This window comes from Pelomonas sp. BJYL3, assembly GCF_027257975.1.
GTDB classification, from domain to species: domain Bacteria; phylum Pseudomonadota; class Gammaproteobacteria; order Burkholderiales; family Burkholderiaceae_C; genus Roseateles_B; species Roseateles_B flavus.
Genome location: NZ_JANZKX010000003.1, coordinates 362933 through 380508, shown reverse-complemented (window position 1 = coordinate 380508; position 17576 = coordinate 362933). Strand labels below are relative to the sequence as shown.

The 17576-nt window shown below is 70.5% G+C and carries 13 protein-coding genes; 4 read left to right on the top strand and 9 right to left on the bottom strand.

Going from position 1 to position 17576, the window contains the following annotated elements:
* Window positions 1-29 precede the first annotated feature (29 nt).
* From O9Y01_RS11410 to O9Y01_RS11385, 6 genes are all read right to left on the bottom strand, one after another.
* The gene (locus O9Y01_RS11410) at window positions 30-587 is read right to left on the bottom strand and encodes a cytochrome b (protein ID WP_269631710.1); all 558 of its coding nucleotides are present in this window, start codon (window positions 585-587) and stop codon (window positions 30-32) included.
* A 99-nt stretch (window positions 588-686) separates the two neighbouring features.
* Entirely contained in the window at window positions 687-2039 is a 1353-nt protein-coding gene (gene gluP, locus O9Y01_RS11405; RefSeq protein ID WP_269631709.1) for a glucose/galactose MFS transporter, read from the bottom strand.
* A gap of 101 nt (window positions 2040-2140) precedes the next feature.
* Window positions 2141-4771, bottom strand: a complete 2631-nt coding sequence (locus O9Y01_RS11400; protein ID WP_269631708.1) for a TonB-dependent receptor — start codon at window positions 4769-4771, stop codon at window positions 2141-2143.
* A gap of 194 nt (window positions 4772-4965) precedes the next feature.
* Window positions 4966-5454, bottom strand: a complete 489-nt coding sequence (locus O9Y01_RS11395) for a DUF523 domain-containing protein (RefSeq protein WP_269632122.1) — start codon at window positions 5452-5454, stop codon at window positions 4966-4968.
* Between the two features lie 27 nt (window positions 5455-5481).
* Window positions 5482-6234, bottom strand: a complete 753-nt coding sequence (fabG, locus tag O9Y01_RS11390) for a 3-oxoacyl-ACP reductase FabG (RefSeq protein ID WP_269631707.1) — start codon at window positions 6232-6234, stop codon at window positions 5482-5484.
* Window positions 6231-6839 (bottom strand): YqiA/YcfP family alpha/beta fold hydrolase, encoded by a 609-nt coding sequence (locus tag O9Y01_RS11385; protein ID WP_269631706.1) that lies wholly within the window; start codon window positions 6837-6839, stop codon window positions 6231-6233. The genes fabG and O9Y01_RS11385 overlap by 4 nt, the downstream gene beginning before the upstream one ends.
* Before the next feature lie 222 nt (window positions 6840-7061).
* Here O9Y01_RS11385 and O9Y01_RS11380 point away from each other — a divergent pair, with 222 nt between their 5' ends.
* Both O9Y01_RS11380 and nadB read left to right on the top strand, forming a co-directional pair.
* Window positions 7062-9719 (top strand): zinc-dependent metalloprotease, encoded by a 2658-nt coding sequence (locus O9Y01_RS11380; RefSeq protein ID WP_269631705.1) that lies wholly within the window; start codon window positions 7062-7064, stop codon window positions 9717-9719.
* A 403-nt stretch (window positions 9720-10122) separates the two neighbouring features.
* Window positions 10123-11724, top strand: a complete 1602-nt coding sequence (gene nadB / locus O9Y01_RS11375; protein WP_269631704.1) for an L-aspartate oxidase — start codon at window positions 10123-10125, stop codon at window positions 11722-11724.
* Between the two features lie 33 nt (window positions 11725-11757).
* Here the strand turns inward: nadB and O9Y01_RS11370 are convergent, their stop codons facing one another.
* The 3 genes from O9Y01_RS11370 to O9Y01_RS11360 all read right to left on the bottom strand — a co-directional run bounded on the left by O9Y01_RS11370 (window position 11758) and on the right by O9Y01_RS11360 (window position 14405).
* Window positions 11758-12057, bottom strand: a complete 300-nt coding sequence (locus O9Y01_RS11370) for a late competence development ComFB family protein (protein ID WP_269631703.1) — start codon at window positions 12055-12057, stop codon at window positions 11758-11760.
* Window positions 12058-12227: 170 nt separating this feature from the next.
* Window positions 12228-13331, bottom strand: coding sequence for a quinolinate synthase NadA (gene nadA, locus O9Y01_RS11365; RefSeq protein WP_269631702.1), 1104 nt, complete (start codon window positions 13329-13331; stop codon window positions 12228-12230).
* A gap of 204 nt (window positions 13332-13535) precedes the next feature.
* Entirely contained in the window at window positions 13536-14405 is an 870-nt protein-coding gene (locus O9Y01_RS11360; protein ID WP_269631701.1) for an AraC family transcriptional regulator, read from the bottom strand.
* Window positions 14406-14485: 80 nt separating this feature from the next.
* On the opposite strand from O9Y01_RS11360, the gene O9Y01_RS11355 reads away from it, so the two are divergent.
* Together O9Y01_RS11355 and O9Y01_RS11350 are read left to right on the top strand one after the other, a co-directional pair.
* Window positions 14486-15733: an MFS transporter gene (locus O9Y01_RS11355; RefSeq protein ID WP_269631700.1), complete on the top strand. Its 1248-nt coding sequence runs from the start codon at window positions 14486-14488 to the stop codon at window positions 15731-15733.
* Window positions 15734-15828: 95 nt separating this feature from the next.
* A complete protein-coding gene (locus tag O9Y01_RS11350; RefSeq protein ID WP_269631699.1) occupies window positions 15829-17553 on the top strand; it encodes a thiamine pyrophosphate-binding protein in 1725 nt (574 codons plus the stop codon).
* Window positions 17554-17576: the final 23 nt, after the last annotated feature.

Sequence of the window (17576 nt, the reverse complement as noted above, 5' to 3'; positions counted from 1 at the left end):
GCTGAGCGACTGAGAAGCCGCGGCCGGGCTCAGTCCGCCTGGCGGCCCAGCATGCGCAGCAGGGTCCGGTCGCGGTCGATGAAGTGGTGCTTCAGCGCCGCGCCGACGTGCAGCGCCACGAGCGCCAGCAGCAGGTAGCCCAGCCAGTGGTGGGCCTGCTGGCCCAGCTCGGCCAGTGTGGCGTTGTAGGGCAGGACCTCGCCGGGCCGGGCGGGATCGTCCTGGTGCGGCACCAGGCTCAGGCCGAAGAGGCCGAAGCCATGGCCGCTGGCGCCGGAGAACAGCATGCCGCTCAGGGGCATCAGCAATGTCAGGGCCAGCAGGGCGCCGTGGGCCCAGCGGGCGGCGCGGTGCAGGGCGGGCGAGGTGGGCTGCACGGGCTCGGGCAGTCCCAGGCGCAGGCGCTGGACCAGTCGCAGGGCGATGAAGAGCAGGGCGATCACGCCCAGCGACTTGTGCCAGGGATAGAGCGCCCAGCTCTCGCTGCGGCTCATGTAGAGACCCACGCCGGCCAGGCCCAGCATGAAGAGGGCGACGAGCCAGTGCAGCAGGCGGCTGGAGGGTGGCAGTGTGTCTTGATCGGCCATGGCGAGGGTTCAGGGGTCGTGGCCCGCGAGTCTAGCCACGCAGGCGCGGCCGCAGGCGGGCAGGTGTGCGCGCAGCGCATCGGGCCTGCCCGCCCGGCGTCAGTCCCGGCCCGGCCAGCGCCGCAGCCGGTGGCCCACGAGGGCATAGAAGAGGATCAGCGCATAGCAGGGCAGCATCATCCAGTAGGCGCCCTGGCCGCCCAGCTGGTCGCTGAGCCGGCCGTACAGCATGGGCAGCAGGGCGCCGCCGGCGATGCCCATGATCAGCAGGGCCGATCCGGCCGCGGTGTAGCGGCCCAGTCCTTCCAGCGCGAGCGGCCAGATGGCGGGCCAGACCAGGGCATTGGCCAGGCCCAGCAGGGCGAGGCACAGCACGGCGTCGGGCACGGGGGGCACGCCCAGCCAGCCCAGCAGCAGGCTGCTCCAGCCCGTTGCGCTGCTGGAGCTGCCGGCCACGCCCACGACGCACAGCAGGCCCAGCACCGCCGAGATCGCCAGGGCACGGGCCTGGCTCAGCACGCGCGGGATCAGCAGCACGCCCAGCAGGTAGCCCAGCACCATGAAGCCCATGGTGTAGGAGGTCAGCACGGCATAGTGCGGCACGCCCAGCTGCTGGCCGAAGAGGCCGATGGTGTCGCCCGCGATCACCTCCACGCCCACATAGCCGAAGAGGCTCAGGGCGCCCAGCACGGCCTGCGGGAAGCGCAGCACGCCCAGGGCGCGGGGCTCGCGGCGGCCGGGGGCGGCCTCCGGCTCCAGCGCGGGCTCCGGCAGCGGCGCCAGCTGCACGAGACCCATGAAGAGCAGCAGCGCCACGGCCATCACCGCATAGGGGTAGATGAGGCGCGAGGCCAGCTCCACCCGCAGCAGCGCCTGCGCCGCGGGGTCCAGCCGCGCCATCTCGGTATGCGCATAGGGGCCGATGCCGCCCAGGACCAGGGCCGAGAAGACCAGGGGCACGACGATGCCCGCGCCCTTGTTGAACAGGCCCATGATGCTGATGCGCATGGCGGCGCTCTCGCGCGGGCCGATGCAGACGATGTAGGGGTTGATGGCCGTCTGCATGAGCGTCATGCCGGTGGCCAGGGTGAAGAGCGCCAGCAGGAAGAGGCCGTAGTGCGCGCTCTGCGCCGCGGGGATGAAGAGCCCCGCACCCGCGGCCATCACGCCCAGGCTGAGGGTCATGCCTCGCTTGTAGCCGGTGCGCTGCAGCAGCAGCGCCGCCGGCAGCGCCATCACGGTGTAGGCGATGTAGAAGGCGAAGGTCACCCACAGGGCCTGGAAGTTGCTCAGGCGGCAGACCAGCTTCAGGAAGGGGATCAGCGAGCCGTTGAGCCAGGTGACGAAGCCCAGGATGAAGAACATCAGGGCGATGAAGCCCATGGCCAGCAGGACCGAGGGGCCCTGTGCGAGGGTCATGGGGCGCGGGGCGGTGGAGGTCTTGGCGTGCATGGTGGGGGTGCGTCCGGTGAGGCGGGCAGCGCGCAGCCGACCCTGCGCCGCCGGTGCGGGCGGCGCAGGGCCTGGCGCGGAGGGTCAGGTCTTGCCGGCGCTCAGAACTTGGCGCGCAGGCCGATGCTGTAGCGGGCGCCGTTCTCGTAGACACCGATGGGCAGGCCGTCGGCGGTATTGCTGCGGATGACCTCGTTGTTGAGGTTCACCGCGCTGGCATAGACGGTCAGCCTGGGGCTGAGGTCGTAGCTGGCGGAGGCGTCCCACTGGCCGTAGGCGCTGTTGACGACCTGCCCGCCCATCTGCACATCGCCATAGGACTTGGAGCGGTAGTTGTAGGACAGGCGCAGCGTCAGCCCGTTGCGCTCGTAGTAGCCGCTGAGGTTGAGCTGGTCGCGCGAGTTGCCCAGCACCTTCAGGCGCGGCTGGCCCGCCACGGCGCCGGCCACGGCGTCGGTGAAGGTGTAGTTGACGACCGTGCCGAAGCCGCTGTGGCCGAAGGGCTGCTGCCACTGGAGCTCGAAGCCCTTGATGTCGGCGCCGTTGTCGGCGTTGTAGGGTCGCTCGACATTGAGCGTCTCGCCGCCCACCGGCTCCTGCTTCGAGGCCTTGTAGGTGAAGGTGTCGAGCTTCTTCACGAACAGCGTGGCGGCCAGCAGCGAGGCGTCGGCGTAGTACCACTCGGCGCCGATCTCGGCCTGGTTCGCATGGACAGGCTTGAGCAGCGGGTTGCCGGCATAGGCGCGGGTCAGCACCGTGCCGTCGCGGCGCAGGCCGGGGCTCAGCAGGTCGAAGGTCTGGCGCGCCATGGCCTTGCCGACGGCGCCACGGATCACGACCTCCTTGCTCCAGTCGTAGATCACATTGAGGCTGGGCAGGGCGTCGGTGTAGCGGTGGGTCTGGCTGAGGGGCGTGAAGGTCTTGTCGGCATTGGCCTGGTAGCCCTCGGAGGTCTGCTGGGTGCGTACCAGACGCAGCCCCACGTCGCCATGCCAGCGGCCGCTGGCGAAGTCGGCCTTGGCATAGCCGGCCGTGATGCGTTCCTTGATGGTGTAGTGCTCGTTGAGCAGCTCGCGGTAGACCATGGCCTTGTCGTACATGGGGATGGCCTTGCTGGCGACCAGGCCGTCGTCGAACCAGGCGTACTGGGTCAGCGCGTCCGCGGTGGCCGCGGCCTGGCTCAGCAGGGGCGAGGGGCCTGTCGAGAGGTCGGCCAGGGAGAAGGACTGCCAGCCCTCGGCGCCCGGCCTGGCCTCGCCCTGGGTGCGCTTGTTGCGCAGGGTGTTGTCGCGCAGCTTCACGCCCAGCTTGAGCGTGTTGAAGAAGTGCTCGCCCAGGTCCCAGCTGAGGTCGGCCTGACCGTAGTGCTCGCGGCTTTCCATGCGGCGGATGCGGTCGTCGCCCGCCTTCAGCGTCAGCGCCTTGGGGTCCAGGGGGTTGATGTCCAGGTACTTCACGCCGTAGTGGTCGGGGCCCAGGCTGATCTGCGCGCGGGTGTCGCCTTCCATCCAGAAGTGGCGGTCATGGGCGCTGCCGCCCTCGCTGGAGGTGGTGCCGGCCTGGCCGTGCAGCTTCCAGCCGCTGCCCTGGTAGCTGGCGTCCAGGTCGGCCAGCCGGGACCTCACATAGGACTCTCGGTAGATGGGCTCGAAGGACACGCCCGTCTTCGGGCCCACGATGCCGCCCACCAGCGCCTTGCCGCCGTCGCCCACGGTGATGAAGCGCGGATCGGTGACCGAGACCACGCCCTTGTCCGCCAGGCCGCCCACCTGCCAGAGGTAGTTCTGGTTGTTGTTGTTCATCTTCATGTCCGAATCCATGAGATTCAGGACGATGTCGGTCTGCGCACTGGGCTGCAGCTGCACGGCCAGGTTGGCGGTGCTGCGCTCGCGCTCCTGGCGGAAGATGGCCGAGCCACCCCCCCAGGAGGCGTAGGCCCGGGTGACGGCGCCGTGCTGGTCCTGGATGTCGTAGGGGCCGTCCGGGAACATCTCCAGGCCGTCGCGGCGCATGGTGCGCTGCTGCCGGCTCAGGGCCAGCAGCACGCCCACGGTCTTGTCGGCGGACTTCCAGTTCAGCAGGCCGTTGAGCTGCGGGTCGGTCTTGCCGGGCAGCTTGCTGTAGAGGGCCTCGGCCGAGGCCTGGAGGGTCAGCGCGTCCTTGAAGTCCAGGGGGCGGCGCGTCTTCACGATGACCAGGCCGCCGATGCTGCCTTCGTCGAGGTCGGCCGAGGGGCTCTTGTAGACCTCCAGGCTGCCGACGATCTCGGAGGGCAGCACGTCGTAGTTGAAGCTGCGCGTCTGCGCCTCGTTGAGCCACCATTCGGACGAGGCCACGGCCTGCCCGTTGAGCTGAGTCATGTTGAGGTTCTTGTCCGTGCCGCGCACGAAGATGGCCTTGCCTTCGCCCCAGATGCGGTCCACCGAGATGCCGGGCACGCGCTGCAGGGAGTCGGCGACGTTCTTGTCGGGGAACTTGCCCACGTCCTCGGCGCTGATGGTGTCAACGATGTTCTGGGCCTCGCGCTTCTCGGCGAGATTGCGCTTGAGCGTGGCGCGCACGCCGCGCACCTCGACCTGCTCAAGCGTGTTGGCGCTGGGGGCGGGCGCCTCGTCGGCAGCCAGCGCGGGTGCGGTGGCCAGGGAGGCCAGGGCCAGGCTCACCAGGCGGGGCAGCAGGCGGCGGGAAAGGTGGGGCTGGCGGAAAAGGTGGGGATGGCGGGAAAGCGGCACGGGGGTCTCCTGTTCTTGTCGGGGTACGCCTCTGGATGCCGGCCGGGCCACCGAGGTGCCAGCGCAATGTAGGGCGCACGCCGGGCCGTCACGGCAGGGCGTTGCGCTTTGTTGGACTACATTGCATCGGTCTTACATTCGCCCGATGCAGTGACAGCTTGGGCTCCGGGATGACCCGAAGGCTGCCCACCCGATCAGCCCCCGATCAGCTGCCGCAGCGCCGCGTCGGCGGCCTCGAGTTCGTGCTCGCTGAATACCTGCACGCCGTGCTGGCGCAGCAGGGCGGCGGTCAGCCCTTCGCCGGCGCGCTTGAGGCCGTCGAAGTGGCCGGAGGCGATGCGCTGGCTGCCGCAGGACGGGCTGCCTTCCTTGAGCACGGCGAGGCGCAGGCCGTGGCGCTGCACCAGGGCGAGGGCCGCGGCGGCGCCGGCCTTGAAGGCCTCCGTCGGGTCGCCGCCCTCGGCATCACGGATGCGGGCCTGGCCCAGCCAGACCTGCCAGCCCCGGGCCCCGGCCTCGATCTCCGCTGGCGGCCGCGGCACGGGCAGGCCGCCGGCCAGCTCGGGGCACAGCGGCACGACCAGACCTTCGGCCTGCCAACGCTCCAGCAGGGCCGAGCGCAGGTCCTGCGCCCGGCCGTCGTAGCGCACCGGCGCGCCCAGCAGGCAGGCGCTGACGAGCATGCGGGCCTGTGCCTCAGCCACGGGCGCTCACACCGTCAGTCCGCCGGAAACTTCCAGCACCGCGCCGTTGACGTAGCTGGCCTCGTCGCTGGCCAGGAAGGCGTAGACATTGGCCACCTCGGCGGGGCTGCCCAGGCGGCGCAGGGGCACCTCCTCCTGCATCTGGCCCAGCAGCTTGTCGGGGATGGTGGAGAGGATGGGTGTCTCGATGAAGCCCGGCGCGACCGCGTTGACGCGCACGCCCTTGGGCCCGAGCTCGCGGCTCCAGGTCTTGGTGAAGCCGATCACGCCGAACTTGGCGGCGGCGTAGTTGGTCTGGCCGAAGTTGCCGTAGATGCCCACCACCGAGGAGGCATTCAGGATGACGCCGCTGCCCTGCGCCACCATGCTGTCGACCACGGCCTGCGCGCAGTGGAAGACGCCGCGCAGGTTGACGTCGATGACGGCGTCGAACTGCTGCAGGCTCATCTTCTGCAGGCGGGCGTCCTGGGTGATGCCGGCGTTGTTGACCAGCACGTCGATGCGGCCATGGCGGGCCTTGACCTCGGCCACCATGGCGTCGACCTGCCCGCGGTCCGTGACGGACAGCGCAAAGCCCAGGGCCTGGGCGCCCGCGGCCTGGCACTGGGCCACGGCGGCGTCGACGGCATCCTGGCGCAGGTCGCAGACGATGACGACGGCGCCCTCCTGCGCGAACTTCAGCGCCGTCGCCAGGCCGATGCCCTGGGCGGCGCCCGTGATGATGGAGACCTTGCCTTCCAGGCGGCGTGCGGGATTCATAGCTGCAGAAACTCCGTCAGTTCAGAGAGGTAGTCGTCGAAATCGGAGAGGCCGTGGTCGCTGCCTTCCAGCAGATGGATGCGGCTGCCCTCGTAGCGGGCGTGCATCTCGCGCCAGTCCAGCACCTCGTCGCCCTTGGCGATGACGGCCAGCAGCCGCTCAGGGCGGGCGATGGCGCCGGGGGGCAGGTCTTGCGCGATGGTGCGCAGCTCGTCCACGAACTCGGGCCGGAAGAAGAAGCGCTCCTGCGGGTCCTGCCAGCAGCTGTGCTCGCCGATGTGGCGTGAAAGGTCCCGCGCCGGATCGACGGCCGGGTTGAGCAGCACCGCGCGGCAGCCGGTGTGCTGCTGCACCCAGGTGGCGTAGAAGCCGCCCAGCGAGCTGCCCATCACGGCCATGGTGCCGCGCGGCCAGTCGCGGATCTGCTCGCGGATCAGGGCCAGGGCCTCGCGGGGCGAGGGCGGCAGCTGCGGCGCCAGCCAGGTGAGGTCCGGGCGATGCTCGCCCACCCAGCGCGCCATGCGCTGCGCCTTGGCCGAGCGTGGCGAGGAGCGAAAGCCGTGCAGATAGAGCAGATGGGTGCTGCGGGGCGGGGGAGCGTTCATGGCGAGGCAGTCTAGCGCCCGGGCGCGGCGGCGGCTGTCGGCTGCGCGTCACCGCGGGCGACTGCGAGCTGTGCGATGAAGCACGGTTTGGCTGGTGCGAGTGGGGTGGGTCTGCATTGACGCCGCAGGGCCGCTCTCGACAATGTGCGGCTTGTCGTCGGCCATGCAAGCGAAGCCCAGGCGCCTCGCCGCGGGCCGGCCCACCCCATGAAAGCGGAACCCATGACCCAGAACTACTCCCGCGTGCCGGCTCCCCGGCTGAGCCTGCTGGCCCTGGCCGCACTGGCCTTCGCCGGCCAGTCGGCGCTTGCACAAGGCAATGGCGGCACGGCGCCTGCCGCGCCGGCCAGCGCCGCCTCCGCACCGGCCACCGCGCCCAAGCCGCCGGCCGACCCGACCGCGCCCAAGCCCTTCGCCGACGTCATCAAGGACGCCAAGAGCCAGGACGGCCTCTTCCCCATCTGGCGCAAGGACGAGAAGGTCTGGATCGAGATCCCCAAGGCCCAGCTGAACAAGCCCTTCCTCTTCTCCGTCAACGTGGCCAATGCCGTGGGCGAGCGCGGCCTGTACGCCAGCCAGATGGGCCGTGCGCACCTGGCCGAGTGGCGCCGCGTGGGCAATCAGCTGCAGCTGGTGGCCCTGAACACCAAGTTCCGCGCCGAGGGCGGCAACCGCCTGGCTTCGGAGCAGGCCTTCTCGCCCAGCCTGCTGGCGGCCTCGCCGGTGGCCAGCGCCGAGCACGCGGAGCGCAAGTCCTTCCTCGTGGATGCCAGCCTGCTGCTGAGCGACATCCCTGGCCTGTCCACCCGCCTGGAGTTCGCCTACCGCCTGCCCTACGCTCCGGACCGCGGCAACAGCTTTTTCGAGGCCACCCGTGCCGAGGCCGGTCTCAGCACGCTGACCGCCCGCATGCACTTCGCGACCCCGCGCATCCCCGCGCCGCCGCTGACGCCGACCCCCGTGCCCATGCCCAGCGCACCGCAGGCCACTCCGGATCCGCGCAGCCTGTTCATGAGCTTCGTCTACAGCTTCAAGGCCCTGCCCGAGCAGCCCATGAAGGCCCGCCTGGCCGACCCGCGCCTGGGCCACTTCGCCGAGTCCTACACCGACCTCAGCGAGGACTACAAGCCCAACACCCGCGTGCACCACATCAAGCGCTGGCGCCTGGAGAAGGCGGACGCGAGTGCCGCCCTGTCCGAGCCGGTGCAGCCCATCACCTACTGGCTGGACAAGAACATCCCGCCCAAGTACCGCAAGGCGGTGGAGGAGGGCATCCTCGAGTGGAACAAGGCCTTCGAGAAGATCGGCTTCAAGAACGCCATCGTCGCCAAGCAGCAGCCGGATGATGCCGACTGGGACAATATGGACGCCGGTCACGCCTCCATCCGCTGGTTCGTGGGCGCCGACGTGGGCTTCGCCATCGGCCCCAGCCACGCAGACCCGCGCACCGGCGAGATCCTGGACGCCGACATCGGCATGAGCGATGTCTTCGCCCGCGGCTCCCGCCGCTTCCTGGTCGAGGATGTCACCCGCCCGCTGGCCCACGCGGCCCCTGGTGAAGACGCCGAGGCCTGCCGCTACGCGCAGGAGGCCGCCACCGAGATGGACTTCGCGATGGACCTGCTTGAGGCCCGTGGCGAGATCCAGCCGGACAGCCCCGAAGCCGAGGCCTTCGTCCATGCCGTGATCCGCGACACCATCATGCACGAGGTGGGTCACACGCTGGGCCTGAAGCACAACTTCAAGGCCTCCACCACCGTGACCCAGGCCCAGCTGCTTGACAAGGCCTGGACCGATGCCCACGGCATCTCCGGCTCGGTGATGGACTACAACGCCTACAACCTCTCGCTCAAGGGCGAGCCCAGCGGCGCGCTGACCAACACCACCCTGGGTGCCTACGACTACTGGGCCATCGAGTACGCCTACAAGCCCGTGGCCGCCGAGGCCGAGGCGCAGGAGCTGGGCAGGATCGCCGCCCGCAGCAGCGATCCCCTGCTGGCCTATGCGGACGATGCCGACGCCGACCTCTTCGGTGGCATCGACCCGCTGGCCAACCGCTTCGATCTGGGCGCCGACCCGCTGGCCTACTACAAGCGCCGTCTGAAGCTCTCGCAGGAGCTGTGGGCCCGCGTGCAGGAGCGTCAGCCCAAGGTGGGCGAGGACCCGCTGCGCCAGCGCCGCGTGCTGCTGGCCGGCTTCAACCAGCTGGCCCGCGCCTCCGAGCTGGTGGGCAAGTACGTGGGTGGCATGTACATGCAGCGCGAGCTGCCGGGCGCCTCCATGCAGCCGGCCTTCAAGCCGGTCGAGCCCGCCCGCCAGCGCGAGGCCCTGGACTTCCTGGCCAAGGGCCTGTTCAGCGCCGACAGCTTCCGCTTCAAGCCCGAGTTCCTCAGCACGCTGACGGTGGACTACAACGAATGGGAGCGTGCCGGCCCGGTGGACATCCCCGGCGCCGTGGCCCGCATCCAGAACGTGGCCCTGGATCGTCTCTACAGCGCCGGCACCGCCCAGCGCCTGATGGACCTGCCGGGCTTCGTGCCGGCCAAGGACCGCAAGGGCCTGATCTCCCTGAACGAGGTCTATGCCAGCACCCAGGCGGCCGTGTGGAGCGAGCTCAGGACGGGGGGCGAGATCGACCGCCTGCGCCGCAATCTGCAGCGTGAACACCTGCGCCGCCTGCAGGCCGTGCTGGTCAAGGGAGGCGCCCCGGGCGTGATGGCCGATGCCTACGCGCTGCTGCGCCTGCATGCGAACCAGCTGCAGTCCGACTTGCGTGCGGCGGTGGCGCGTGGCGGGCAGTCGGTCGAGACGCGCGCTCACCTGGCTGAATCGCTCGACATGCTGTCCAACCTTCTCAAGGCTGGCATGCAGCGGAGTTGACCCCCCCCCTACCGGCTGCGCCGGCCCCCCGAGGGGGCACGCCTGACGGCCCGGCGAAGCCGGATCCGCAGGCGTCGCGCCGATCGAAGCCCGCCGGCTTGCACCTGCGGGCTTCTTTGCTTCTGATCGTCGCCTGGTGATGGGCCGGTTCTGCTTGATCGGAAGGAAGCGCGGGCAGGGCCTCTACCCCTGGCACGGAGGTAGACGGCCCCCTCGCGAACGCTCGGTCGGTGCACGGAAGGCCTCCTGGCTTGAACCTCCCCGTCGGTGCCTCGCCAAGCACGGCCGCCCCTCACGAGCACTGCCTTTGCCCCCCACGCAGCCTCCCCGCCCGCCCCGCTCCTAGAATCAGGCACCTTTTGCGATGACGCCCCCATGAACCGGGCGGCGTGCCGAACGATTCATGAGCGCTGCAGCTTCCCAACTTCCCGTGGTCATCGTGGGGGCCGGCCTGGCCGGTCTGACCGTGGCCCTGCACCTGGCGGACCAGGTCCCCGTGATCGTGCTGGCCAAGCGCGAGCTGGGCGAGGCCGCCACGGCCTGGGCCCAGGGCGGCATCGTGGGCGTGCTGGGCAGCGATGACAGCATCGACAGCCATGTGCGCGATACCCAGGACGCCGGCGCCGGCCTGGTCGACGAGACCACGGCCCGCTTCATCGCGGAGCGCAGCGCCGAGGCCGTGGCATGGCTGGTGCGCCAGGGCGTGCCCTTCACGCCCGAGGCCGGCGGCCCCCTGGGCCTGCACCTGACGCGCGAAGGCGGCCACGCCGTGCGCCGCATCGCCCATGCCGCCGATGCCACCGGCAAGGCCATCCACGAGCAGCTGCTGGCGGCCGCCCAGGCCCATCCCAACATCCAGCTGCGCGAGCGCTGGATGGCCCTGGACCTCATCACCTCCCGCCATGTGCAGCGCGAGGAGGAGCCCCGCTGCTACGGGCTCTATGCGCTGGACATCGACAGCCGCCGCGTCGAGACCCTGCCCGCCCGTGCCGTGGTGATGGCCACCGGCGGCGCCGGCAAGGTCTACCGCTACACCACCAACCCCGACACCTCCACCGGCGACGGCATCGCCATGGCCTGGCGCGCAGGCTGCCGGGTTGCGAACATGGAGTTCATCCAGTTCCACCCGACCTGCCTCTACCACCCCGAAGAGCGCAGCTTCCTCATCACCGAGGCCCTGCGCGGCGAGGGTGGCTACCTGACCCTGCCCGACGGCACCCGCTTCATGGCCTCGCACGACGACCGCATGGAGCTGGCCCCGCGCGACATCGTCGCCCGCGCCATCGACTTCGAGATGAAGAAGCACGGCCTGGACCACGTCTGGCTGGATGCCCGCCACCTGGGCGAGGACTTCCTCAAGAGCCATTTCCCCACCATCCACGCGCGCTGCCTCAAGCTGGGCATCGACATCGCGCGCCAGCCCATCCCCGTGGTGCCCGCCGTGCATTTCACCTGCGGCGGCGTGGTGTCCGACCTGCAGGGCCGCTCCGACCTCCCCGGCCTCTACGCCGTGGGCGAGACCGCCTACTCCGGCCTGCATGGCGCCAACCGCCTGGCCAGCAATTCGCTGCTGGAATGCGTGGTGCTGGGCCGCACCTGCGCCGAGGACATCCAGTCCCTGCCGACGCTGCCGCCCGCGCCTCTGCCGGCCTGGGATGAAAGCCAGGTGGAGGATGCCGACGAGCAGGTCGTCATCGCCCACAACTGGGACGAGCTCCGCCTGCTGATGTGGAACTACGTGGGCATCGTGCGCACGACCAAGCGCCTGGAGCGCGCCCTGCACCGCATCGCCCTGCTGCGCAGCGAGATCGACGACTATTACGCCAACTTCCGCGTCACGCGCGACCTGCTGGAGCTGCGCAATCTGGTCGACTGTGCGGAGCTGATCGTGCGCTCGGCCCTGCTGCGCCACGAGAGCCGCGGCCTGCACTTCAGCCGCGACTACCCTCGCACCCTGCCGGTGAGCTTTCCCACGGTGCTCATTGCCGAACGCGGCCGGCGCTGAGCGCCCCGGGGATCAGCGCGGCCCGGCCGTACCTCAGCCGCCCTGCTTGGTGCGCAGGGCCAGTCGCGCCTGCACGAAGTTGAAGGCATAGGACACGGCCTCGGCGATGGCCGCGTCGGTCTCCAGGCGTTCGGACTCCGTCAGGTAGAAGCTGAAATCCACGGCATGGCGGATGTAGCGCGGGGGCAGGCGGTTCAGGGCCACGCAGGCCACGTCGCAGAGCAGGTCGTCGTCCCGGTTGAGCGTCGGGTACTTGGGCGCGCTGGCGATGACGGCGGCGAACACTTCGCGCTCATGGTGGTTGTACAGCGAGGTGAAGTCGACGGAGGACATGAAGAGGCCCTTCTATGGTGTGGACGCTGCGGCCCGGCATGGGCCCTGGCAGCGGGACAGCATAGGCGCTTTATAGCCTCCGCAGCCGCCAAAAAGAAAGCCCCCGCGGACGCAAATCGCGTCCCGGCGGGGGCAGGTGCCAGATCTTGCCTGGGCGCCGGATCTGGGGCTCAGGCGGCGCCGATGCCCGGCACCAGGCCCGAGGCCTGGCGCGCCTTCAGCTGCGCGGTGAAATCCAGCATGCGGGTGATGCAGGTCTGGGCCTTCTGGCGGATGACTTCGTCCACGCCGATCTCGCCCGTGCCCCGCTCCAGGCAGTCGATCACGCCCTGCAGGCCGTTCATGGCCATCCAGGGGCAGTGGGCGCAGCTCTTGCACGTGGCGCTGTTGCCGGCAGTGGGGGCCTCGATGAGGGTCTTGCCCGGGGCCAGCTGGCGCATGCGGTGCAGGATGCCGTTGTCGGTGGCGACGATGTATTCCTTCGCCGTGCCCTCGACCACCGCCTTGATCAGGGCCGAGGTGGAGCCCACCACATGCGCCTTCTCGACCACGCTCTTGGGCGACTCCGGGTGGACCAGGATCATGGCGCCGGGGTGTTGCTCGCGCAGCAGGTCCAGCTCCAGGCCCTTGAACTCGTCGTGCACGATGCAGGCGCCGTTCCACATGAGCATGTCGGCCCCGGTCTGCTCCTGGATGTAGCGGCCCAGGTGGCGGTCCGGCGCCCAGAGGATCTTCTCGCCGCGGGCCTTGAGCTCGCTGACGATCTCCAGCGCGCAGGAGCTGGTGACCATCCAGTCGGCGCGGGCCTTCACCGCGGCGCTGGTGTTGGCGTAGACCACGACGGTGCGGTCCGGATGGGCGTCGCAGAAGGCGCTGAATTCGTCGGCGGGGCAGCCCAGGTCCAGCGAGCAGGTGGCGTCCAGGTCGGGCATCAGCACGCGCTTCTCGGGGCTGAGGATCTTGGCGCTCTCGCCCATGAAACGCACGCCGGCCACGATGAGGGTCTGCGCCGCATGGTCACGGCCGAAGCGGGCCATCTCCAGTGAATCCGCCACGCAACCGCCGGTCTCCAGGGCCAGGTCCTGCAGGTCGCCGTCGACGTAGTAGTGGGCCACCAGCACCGCGCCTTTGGCCTTGAGCAGGGCAGCCGCGCGGGCCTTGAGTTCGGCGCGCTGGGCGGGGTTCAGCGGCGCGGGCACCTTGGCCCACGCATGGGCCGTGCAGCTCTCGCCGGCGGCGTCCTGACGCGTGTAGTCAAACAGCTGTTGTTCCATGCCGGGATTCTAGGTGGCGCCCCGCCCCCCTGCCGCGGCATGGCCTCTCCAGCCGAATGCTGGGGGCCCTCCGATGACTCCACCGGAGTGCCCAAGAGTGCCCGGCGCAGCCGGCACTCGCCCCACGCGAACACCGCTGATCCGGCTTGGCCGGGCAGTCGGGGTTGCCCTCTTGAGGGGGCGAGCGAAGCGCGTAGGGGGTGGTCAAGCCTCCGCAAAGAAACGGCTCGGCGGCATGCCCACGGCGCGGGTGACCATGGCCGAGAAGGCGCTGGCGCTGGCGTAGCCCAGTTCCGCGGCGATCAGGTTCATGGGCTTCTTCTGCGCGGCCAGCTGCAGGGCGTGGGCCAGCTGCAGCTGCTGGCGCCACTGGCTGAAGCTGGTGCCCAGCTCCTCGCGGAACAGGCGCGAGAGCGTGCGGGCGCTGGCGCCGCATTCGGTGGCCCAGCCGTCGATGTCGGCATGGCGGGCGGGCTCGGCCATCATGGTCTCGCAGAGATGGCGCAGGCGCTTGTCGTGAGGCAGGCTCAGGCCGAGGTGCAGGCTGCGGGCGCGGCGAAGCTCGTCGATCAGCAGCTGGCACAGGGCCTGCTCGCGAGCCTGGTCCAGGGGATGCGGGGCGCTGAGGCTGGACAGGCTGTCGGGCTCGGTGGCGAGGGCCTGCAGCAGCTCGCGCATCAGGGGCGTCACCTCCAGCACCCGGCACTGCGCCCAGGCCTGCGGGCCGCCGGCCAGGCCCAGCTGGGCCACGGCGGATTCATGCACGTACAGCGCCCGCATGTCCGCCCGCTCCACCGCGCTCACGGCATGCACGGTGTGCGGCGGGATCCACACGGCCCGCGAGGGCGGCACCAGGTAGCTGTGGCTGCGCTGCGGTCCTTCGGCCTGCACCCGCACCGCGCCCACCATGGAGAAGGCCAGCTGCGCCCACTCATGCTGGTGGGGCTGGATGTCCATCTGGTGCTCCATCCAGCGCGCCTTGGCCCGCAACGGGCGCTCCTGGCTGGGCTTGAAGCGCATGGGATCCAGCGGCGGCACGCTGCGGCGCTTGCTGGGGGACTTGACCGGTGTCATGCGAGTGGCGTGGCTGAAATTCGAAAGAATCTGTCAGCCTATCGTAACTGCGCCGCCCTGGCCCTGCCTACATTGAGGACATGAACTCCGCAGTCCTCACCCCGTCCTCGCCCGACAGCGCCCGCCGCGACCTCGGCACCATCAGCCTGATCGGCCTGGCCCACGGCACCAGCCACTTCTTCCACATGCTGCTGCCGCCGCTGTTCCCGGTCTTCATCCGGGAGTTCGGGCTGAGCTATTCGGAGCTGGGACTGCTGGTCACCACCTTCTTCGTGATTTCCGGCATCGGCCAGGCCCTGGCCGGCTTCCTGGTGGACCGCACCGGGGCCCGGCCCGTGCTGTTCGCGGCGCTGAGCTGCTTCGTGCTGGCCTCCTTCGCCGCGGGCACGGCCCATGGTTTCGGCGGCCTGATGCTGGCGGCGGCGCTGGCCGGCCTGGGGAACTCGCCCTTCCATCCGGTGGACTTCACCATCCTCAACAAGCGGGTCTCGCCGGCGCGCCTGGGGCATGCCTTCTCGGTGCATGGCATCTCGGGGAACCTGGGCTGGGCCAGTGCGCCGGTCTTCCTGATCGGCCTGTCGGAGCTGAGCGGACAGTGGCGTGTGGCCTACCTGGGCACGGCCCTGCTGGCCCTCACCGTGATGGCCCTGCTGCTGTGGCAGCGCGAGGCCATCGACGACCGCCAGGGCAGCTGGGCCCACGAGAAGCCCGGCCACGCCGCCGCGGCCGTCAAGGCGGAGCATCCGCTGGCCTTTCTGCGCCTGCCCTCGGTGTGGCTGTGCTTCTCGTTCTTCTTCTTCACCACCGCGGCGCTGACGGCCATCCAGAGCTTTGCCAGCCCTGCGCTGGCGGCCATGTACGACATCCCCGTGCGCTCGACCGCCTTCGTCGTGACGGGCTATATGCTGGCCGGCGCCGCGGGCATGGTGCTGGGCGGCTTCGTGGTGGCGCGCGGCGCGCAGCTGGAGCGCACCATCGGCCTGGCCATGGCCGGCGCTGCCGCCGCCCTGTGCCTCACCGCCACGGGCTGGCTGCCCATGGAGGCGGCGCTCGTGGTGGCCTCGCTGGCCGGCTTCGGCACCGGCCTGGCCGGGCCCTCGCGGGACATGCTGATCAAGCGCGCCGCCCCGCCCGGTGCCACCGGTCGCGTCTATGGCACGGTGTACTCGGGCCTGGACATCGGCTTCGCGCTGGCCGCGCCCGTCTTCGGCGCGCTGATGGACCGCGGCCAGACCCATGGCATCTTCTACGGTGCGGCCCTCGCCCTGCTGATGGGCATCTGCGCCGCCTCGCTGGTGGGGCTGGCACGCCGCAAGGCCGCGGCCTGACCCGGCCTGGGGAGGTGTCAGCGCTAGGGAAAGCCCCGAAGAGGGCCTTGCAACAGCGCAAGACCCGGCCCCCGGGCGGACGCTACAGTCGCCGCATGACGACGCAAGCATCCACCCAAGCTGTATCGCGCCTCGCCGGCCACGCGCTGGTCGAGGCCCTGGTCGAACAAGGCGTGACCGACGCCTTCGGCGTGCCCGGCGAGAGCTACCTGGCCGTGCTGGACGGCTTCCACGAGCACCGCGACCGCATCCGCTTCATCGCCTGCCGCCAGGAGGGCGGCGCGGCCTTCATGGCCGAGGCACAGGGCAAGCTCAGTGGGCAGCCGGGCATCTGCTTCGTGACCCGCGGCCCGGGCGCCACCAACGCCAGCATCGGCCTGCACACGGCCTTCCAGGACTCGACGCCGATGATCCTCTTCATCGGCCAGGTCGCCAGCGACCAGCGCGACCGCGAGGCCTTCCAGGAGGTGGACTACCGCCAGATGTTCGGCCCCGGCACGCTGGGCATGGCCAAGTGGGTGGGCGAGGTGCACGACGCCGAGCGTCTGCCCGAATATGTGGCCCGCGCCTTCCACACCGCGCTGCAGGGCCGCCCCGGGCCCGTGGTGCTGGTGCTGCCCGAAGACATGCTGACGCAGACGATCAGCGCCCCGGTCCTGCCCCGCGTGCGCGTGGCCGAGGCCGCGCCCAGCCCCGCGGCCCTGGCCGAGCTGCGCGAGCGCCTGGCGGCCGCGAAGCGCCCCTTCGTGATCGCCGGTGGTGGGGGCTGGACGCCTGAGAGCGCGGCCGCCCTGCAGCGCTTCGCCGAGGGCTGGCAGCTGCCCGTGGGCTGCGCCTTCCGCTTCCAGGACCTCTTCGACAACGCCCATCCGCTCTATGCGGGTGACGTGGGCATCGGCATCAATCCCAAGCTCGCGCAGCGCGTGAAGGACGCCGATCTCATCCTCGCCATCGGCCCGCGCCTGGGCGAGATGACCACCGGCGGCTACACCCTGCTGCAGGCGCCGCTGCCGGACCAGGACCTCATCCACATCCACGCCGGTGCCGAAGAGCTGGGCCGGGTCTATGCCGCCGAGCTGATGATCAACGCCAGCATGCGCTGCGCCGCGCAGGCCCTGGCCGCGCTGGAGCCGCCGGCCGCCTGTGCCTGGGCCGAATGGACACGGGCCGCGCATGCCGACTACGAGGCGAACCTGGTCGCCCAGCCGGTCGCGCCGCTGGACATGGCCGAGGTCGTCAAGCGCCTTTCCAGCCTGCTGCCCGAGGGCACCGTCTTCACCAATGGCGCCGGCAACTACAGCGGCTGGCTGCATCGCTTCCACCGCTACAGCGGCCTGCACCGGCACGGCCGCACCCAGCTCGCACCGACCAGCGGCGCCATGGGCTACGGCCTGCCGGCGGCGGTCGCGGCCTCGCTGCTGCAGTCGCGCTGGGTGGTCAATATCGCGGGGGACGGCGACTTCCTCATGAACGGCCAGGAGCTGGCCACGGCGACCGGCTACGGCGCCCGCAAGCTGCTGTGCGTGGTGGTGGACAACGCCACCTACGGCACGATCCGCATGCATCAGGAGCGCGAGTACCCCGGGCGCGTCTCGGGCAGCGATCTCTACAACCCGGACTTCGCAGCGCTGGCCCGGGCCTATGGCTGGGCCTCGCACCGCATCGAGAAGACCGAGGACTTCGAGCCCGCCCTGCGCGCCGCCCTCGCCGAGGAGCGCCCGACGCTGTTCCACCTGCGCCTGTCCAGCGACGTCTCCACCAGCCGCAGCACGCTCAGTGCCATCCGCGAGGCAGCTCGCCAGCGCCTGGGCCAGGCCTGAGCCCTGCAGCCTCTGGGACAATG

Excerpts from the sequence above, each read along its gene's own strand:
- nadA (WP_269631702.1), bottom strand. The coding sequence starts at position 13,331 with ATGGAACAACAGCTGTTTGACTACACGCGTCAGGACGCCGCCGGCGAG.
- nadB (WP_269631704.1), top strand. The coding sequence starts at position 10,123 with ATGAGCGCTGCAGCTTCCCAACTTCCCGTGGTCATCGTGGGGGCCGGC.
- O9Y01_RS11355 (WP_269631700.1), top strand. The coding sequence starts at position 14,486 with ATGAACTCCGCAGTCCTCACCCCGTCCTCGCCCGACAGCGCCCGCCGC.
- O9Y01_RS11370 (WP_269631703.1), bottom strand. The coding sequence starts at position 12,057 with ATGTCCTCCGTCGACTTCACCTCGCTGTACAACCACCATGAGCGCGAA.
- O9Y01_RS11385 (WP_269631706.1), bottom strand. The coding sequence starts at position 6,839 with ATGAACGCTCCCCCGCCCCGCAGCACCCATCTGCTCTATCTGCACGGC.
- O9Y01_RS11350 (WP_269631699.1), top strand. The coding sequence starts at position 15,829 with ATGACGACGCAAGCATCCACCCAAGCTGTATCGCGCCTCGCCGGCCAC.
- fabG (WP_269631707.1), bottom strand. The coding sequence starts at position 6,234 with ATGAATCCCGCACGCCGCCTGGAAGGCAAGGTCTCCATCATCACGGGC.
- O9Y01_RS11410 (WP_269631710.1), bottom strand. The coding sequence starts at position 587 with ATGGCCGATCAAGACACACTGCCACCCTCCAGCCGCCTGCTGCACTGG.
- gluP (WP_269631709.1), bottom strand. The coding sequence starts at position 2,039 with ATGCACGCCAAGACCTCCACCGCCCCGCGCCCCATGACCCTCGCACAG.
- O9Y01_RS11395 (WP_269632122.1), bottom strand. The coding sequence starts at position 5,454 with ATGCTCGTCAGCGCCTGCCTGCTGGGCGCGCCGGTGCGCTACGACGGC.
- O9Y01_RS11380 (WP_269631705.1), top strand. The coding sequence starts at position 7,062 with ATGACCCAGAACTACTCCCGCGTGCCGGCTCCCCGGCTGAGCCTGCTG.
- O9Y01_RS11360 (WP_269631701.1), bottom strand. The coding sequence starts at position 14,405 with ATGACACCGGTCAAGTCCCCCAGCAAGCGCCGCAGCGTGCCGCCGCTG.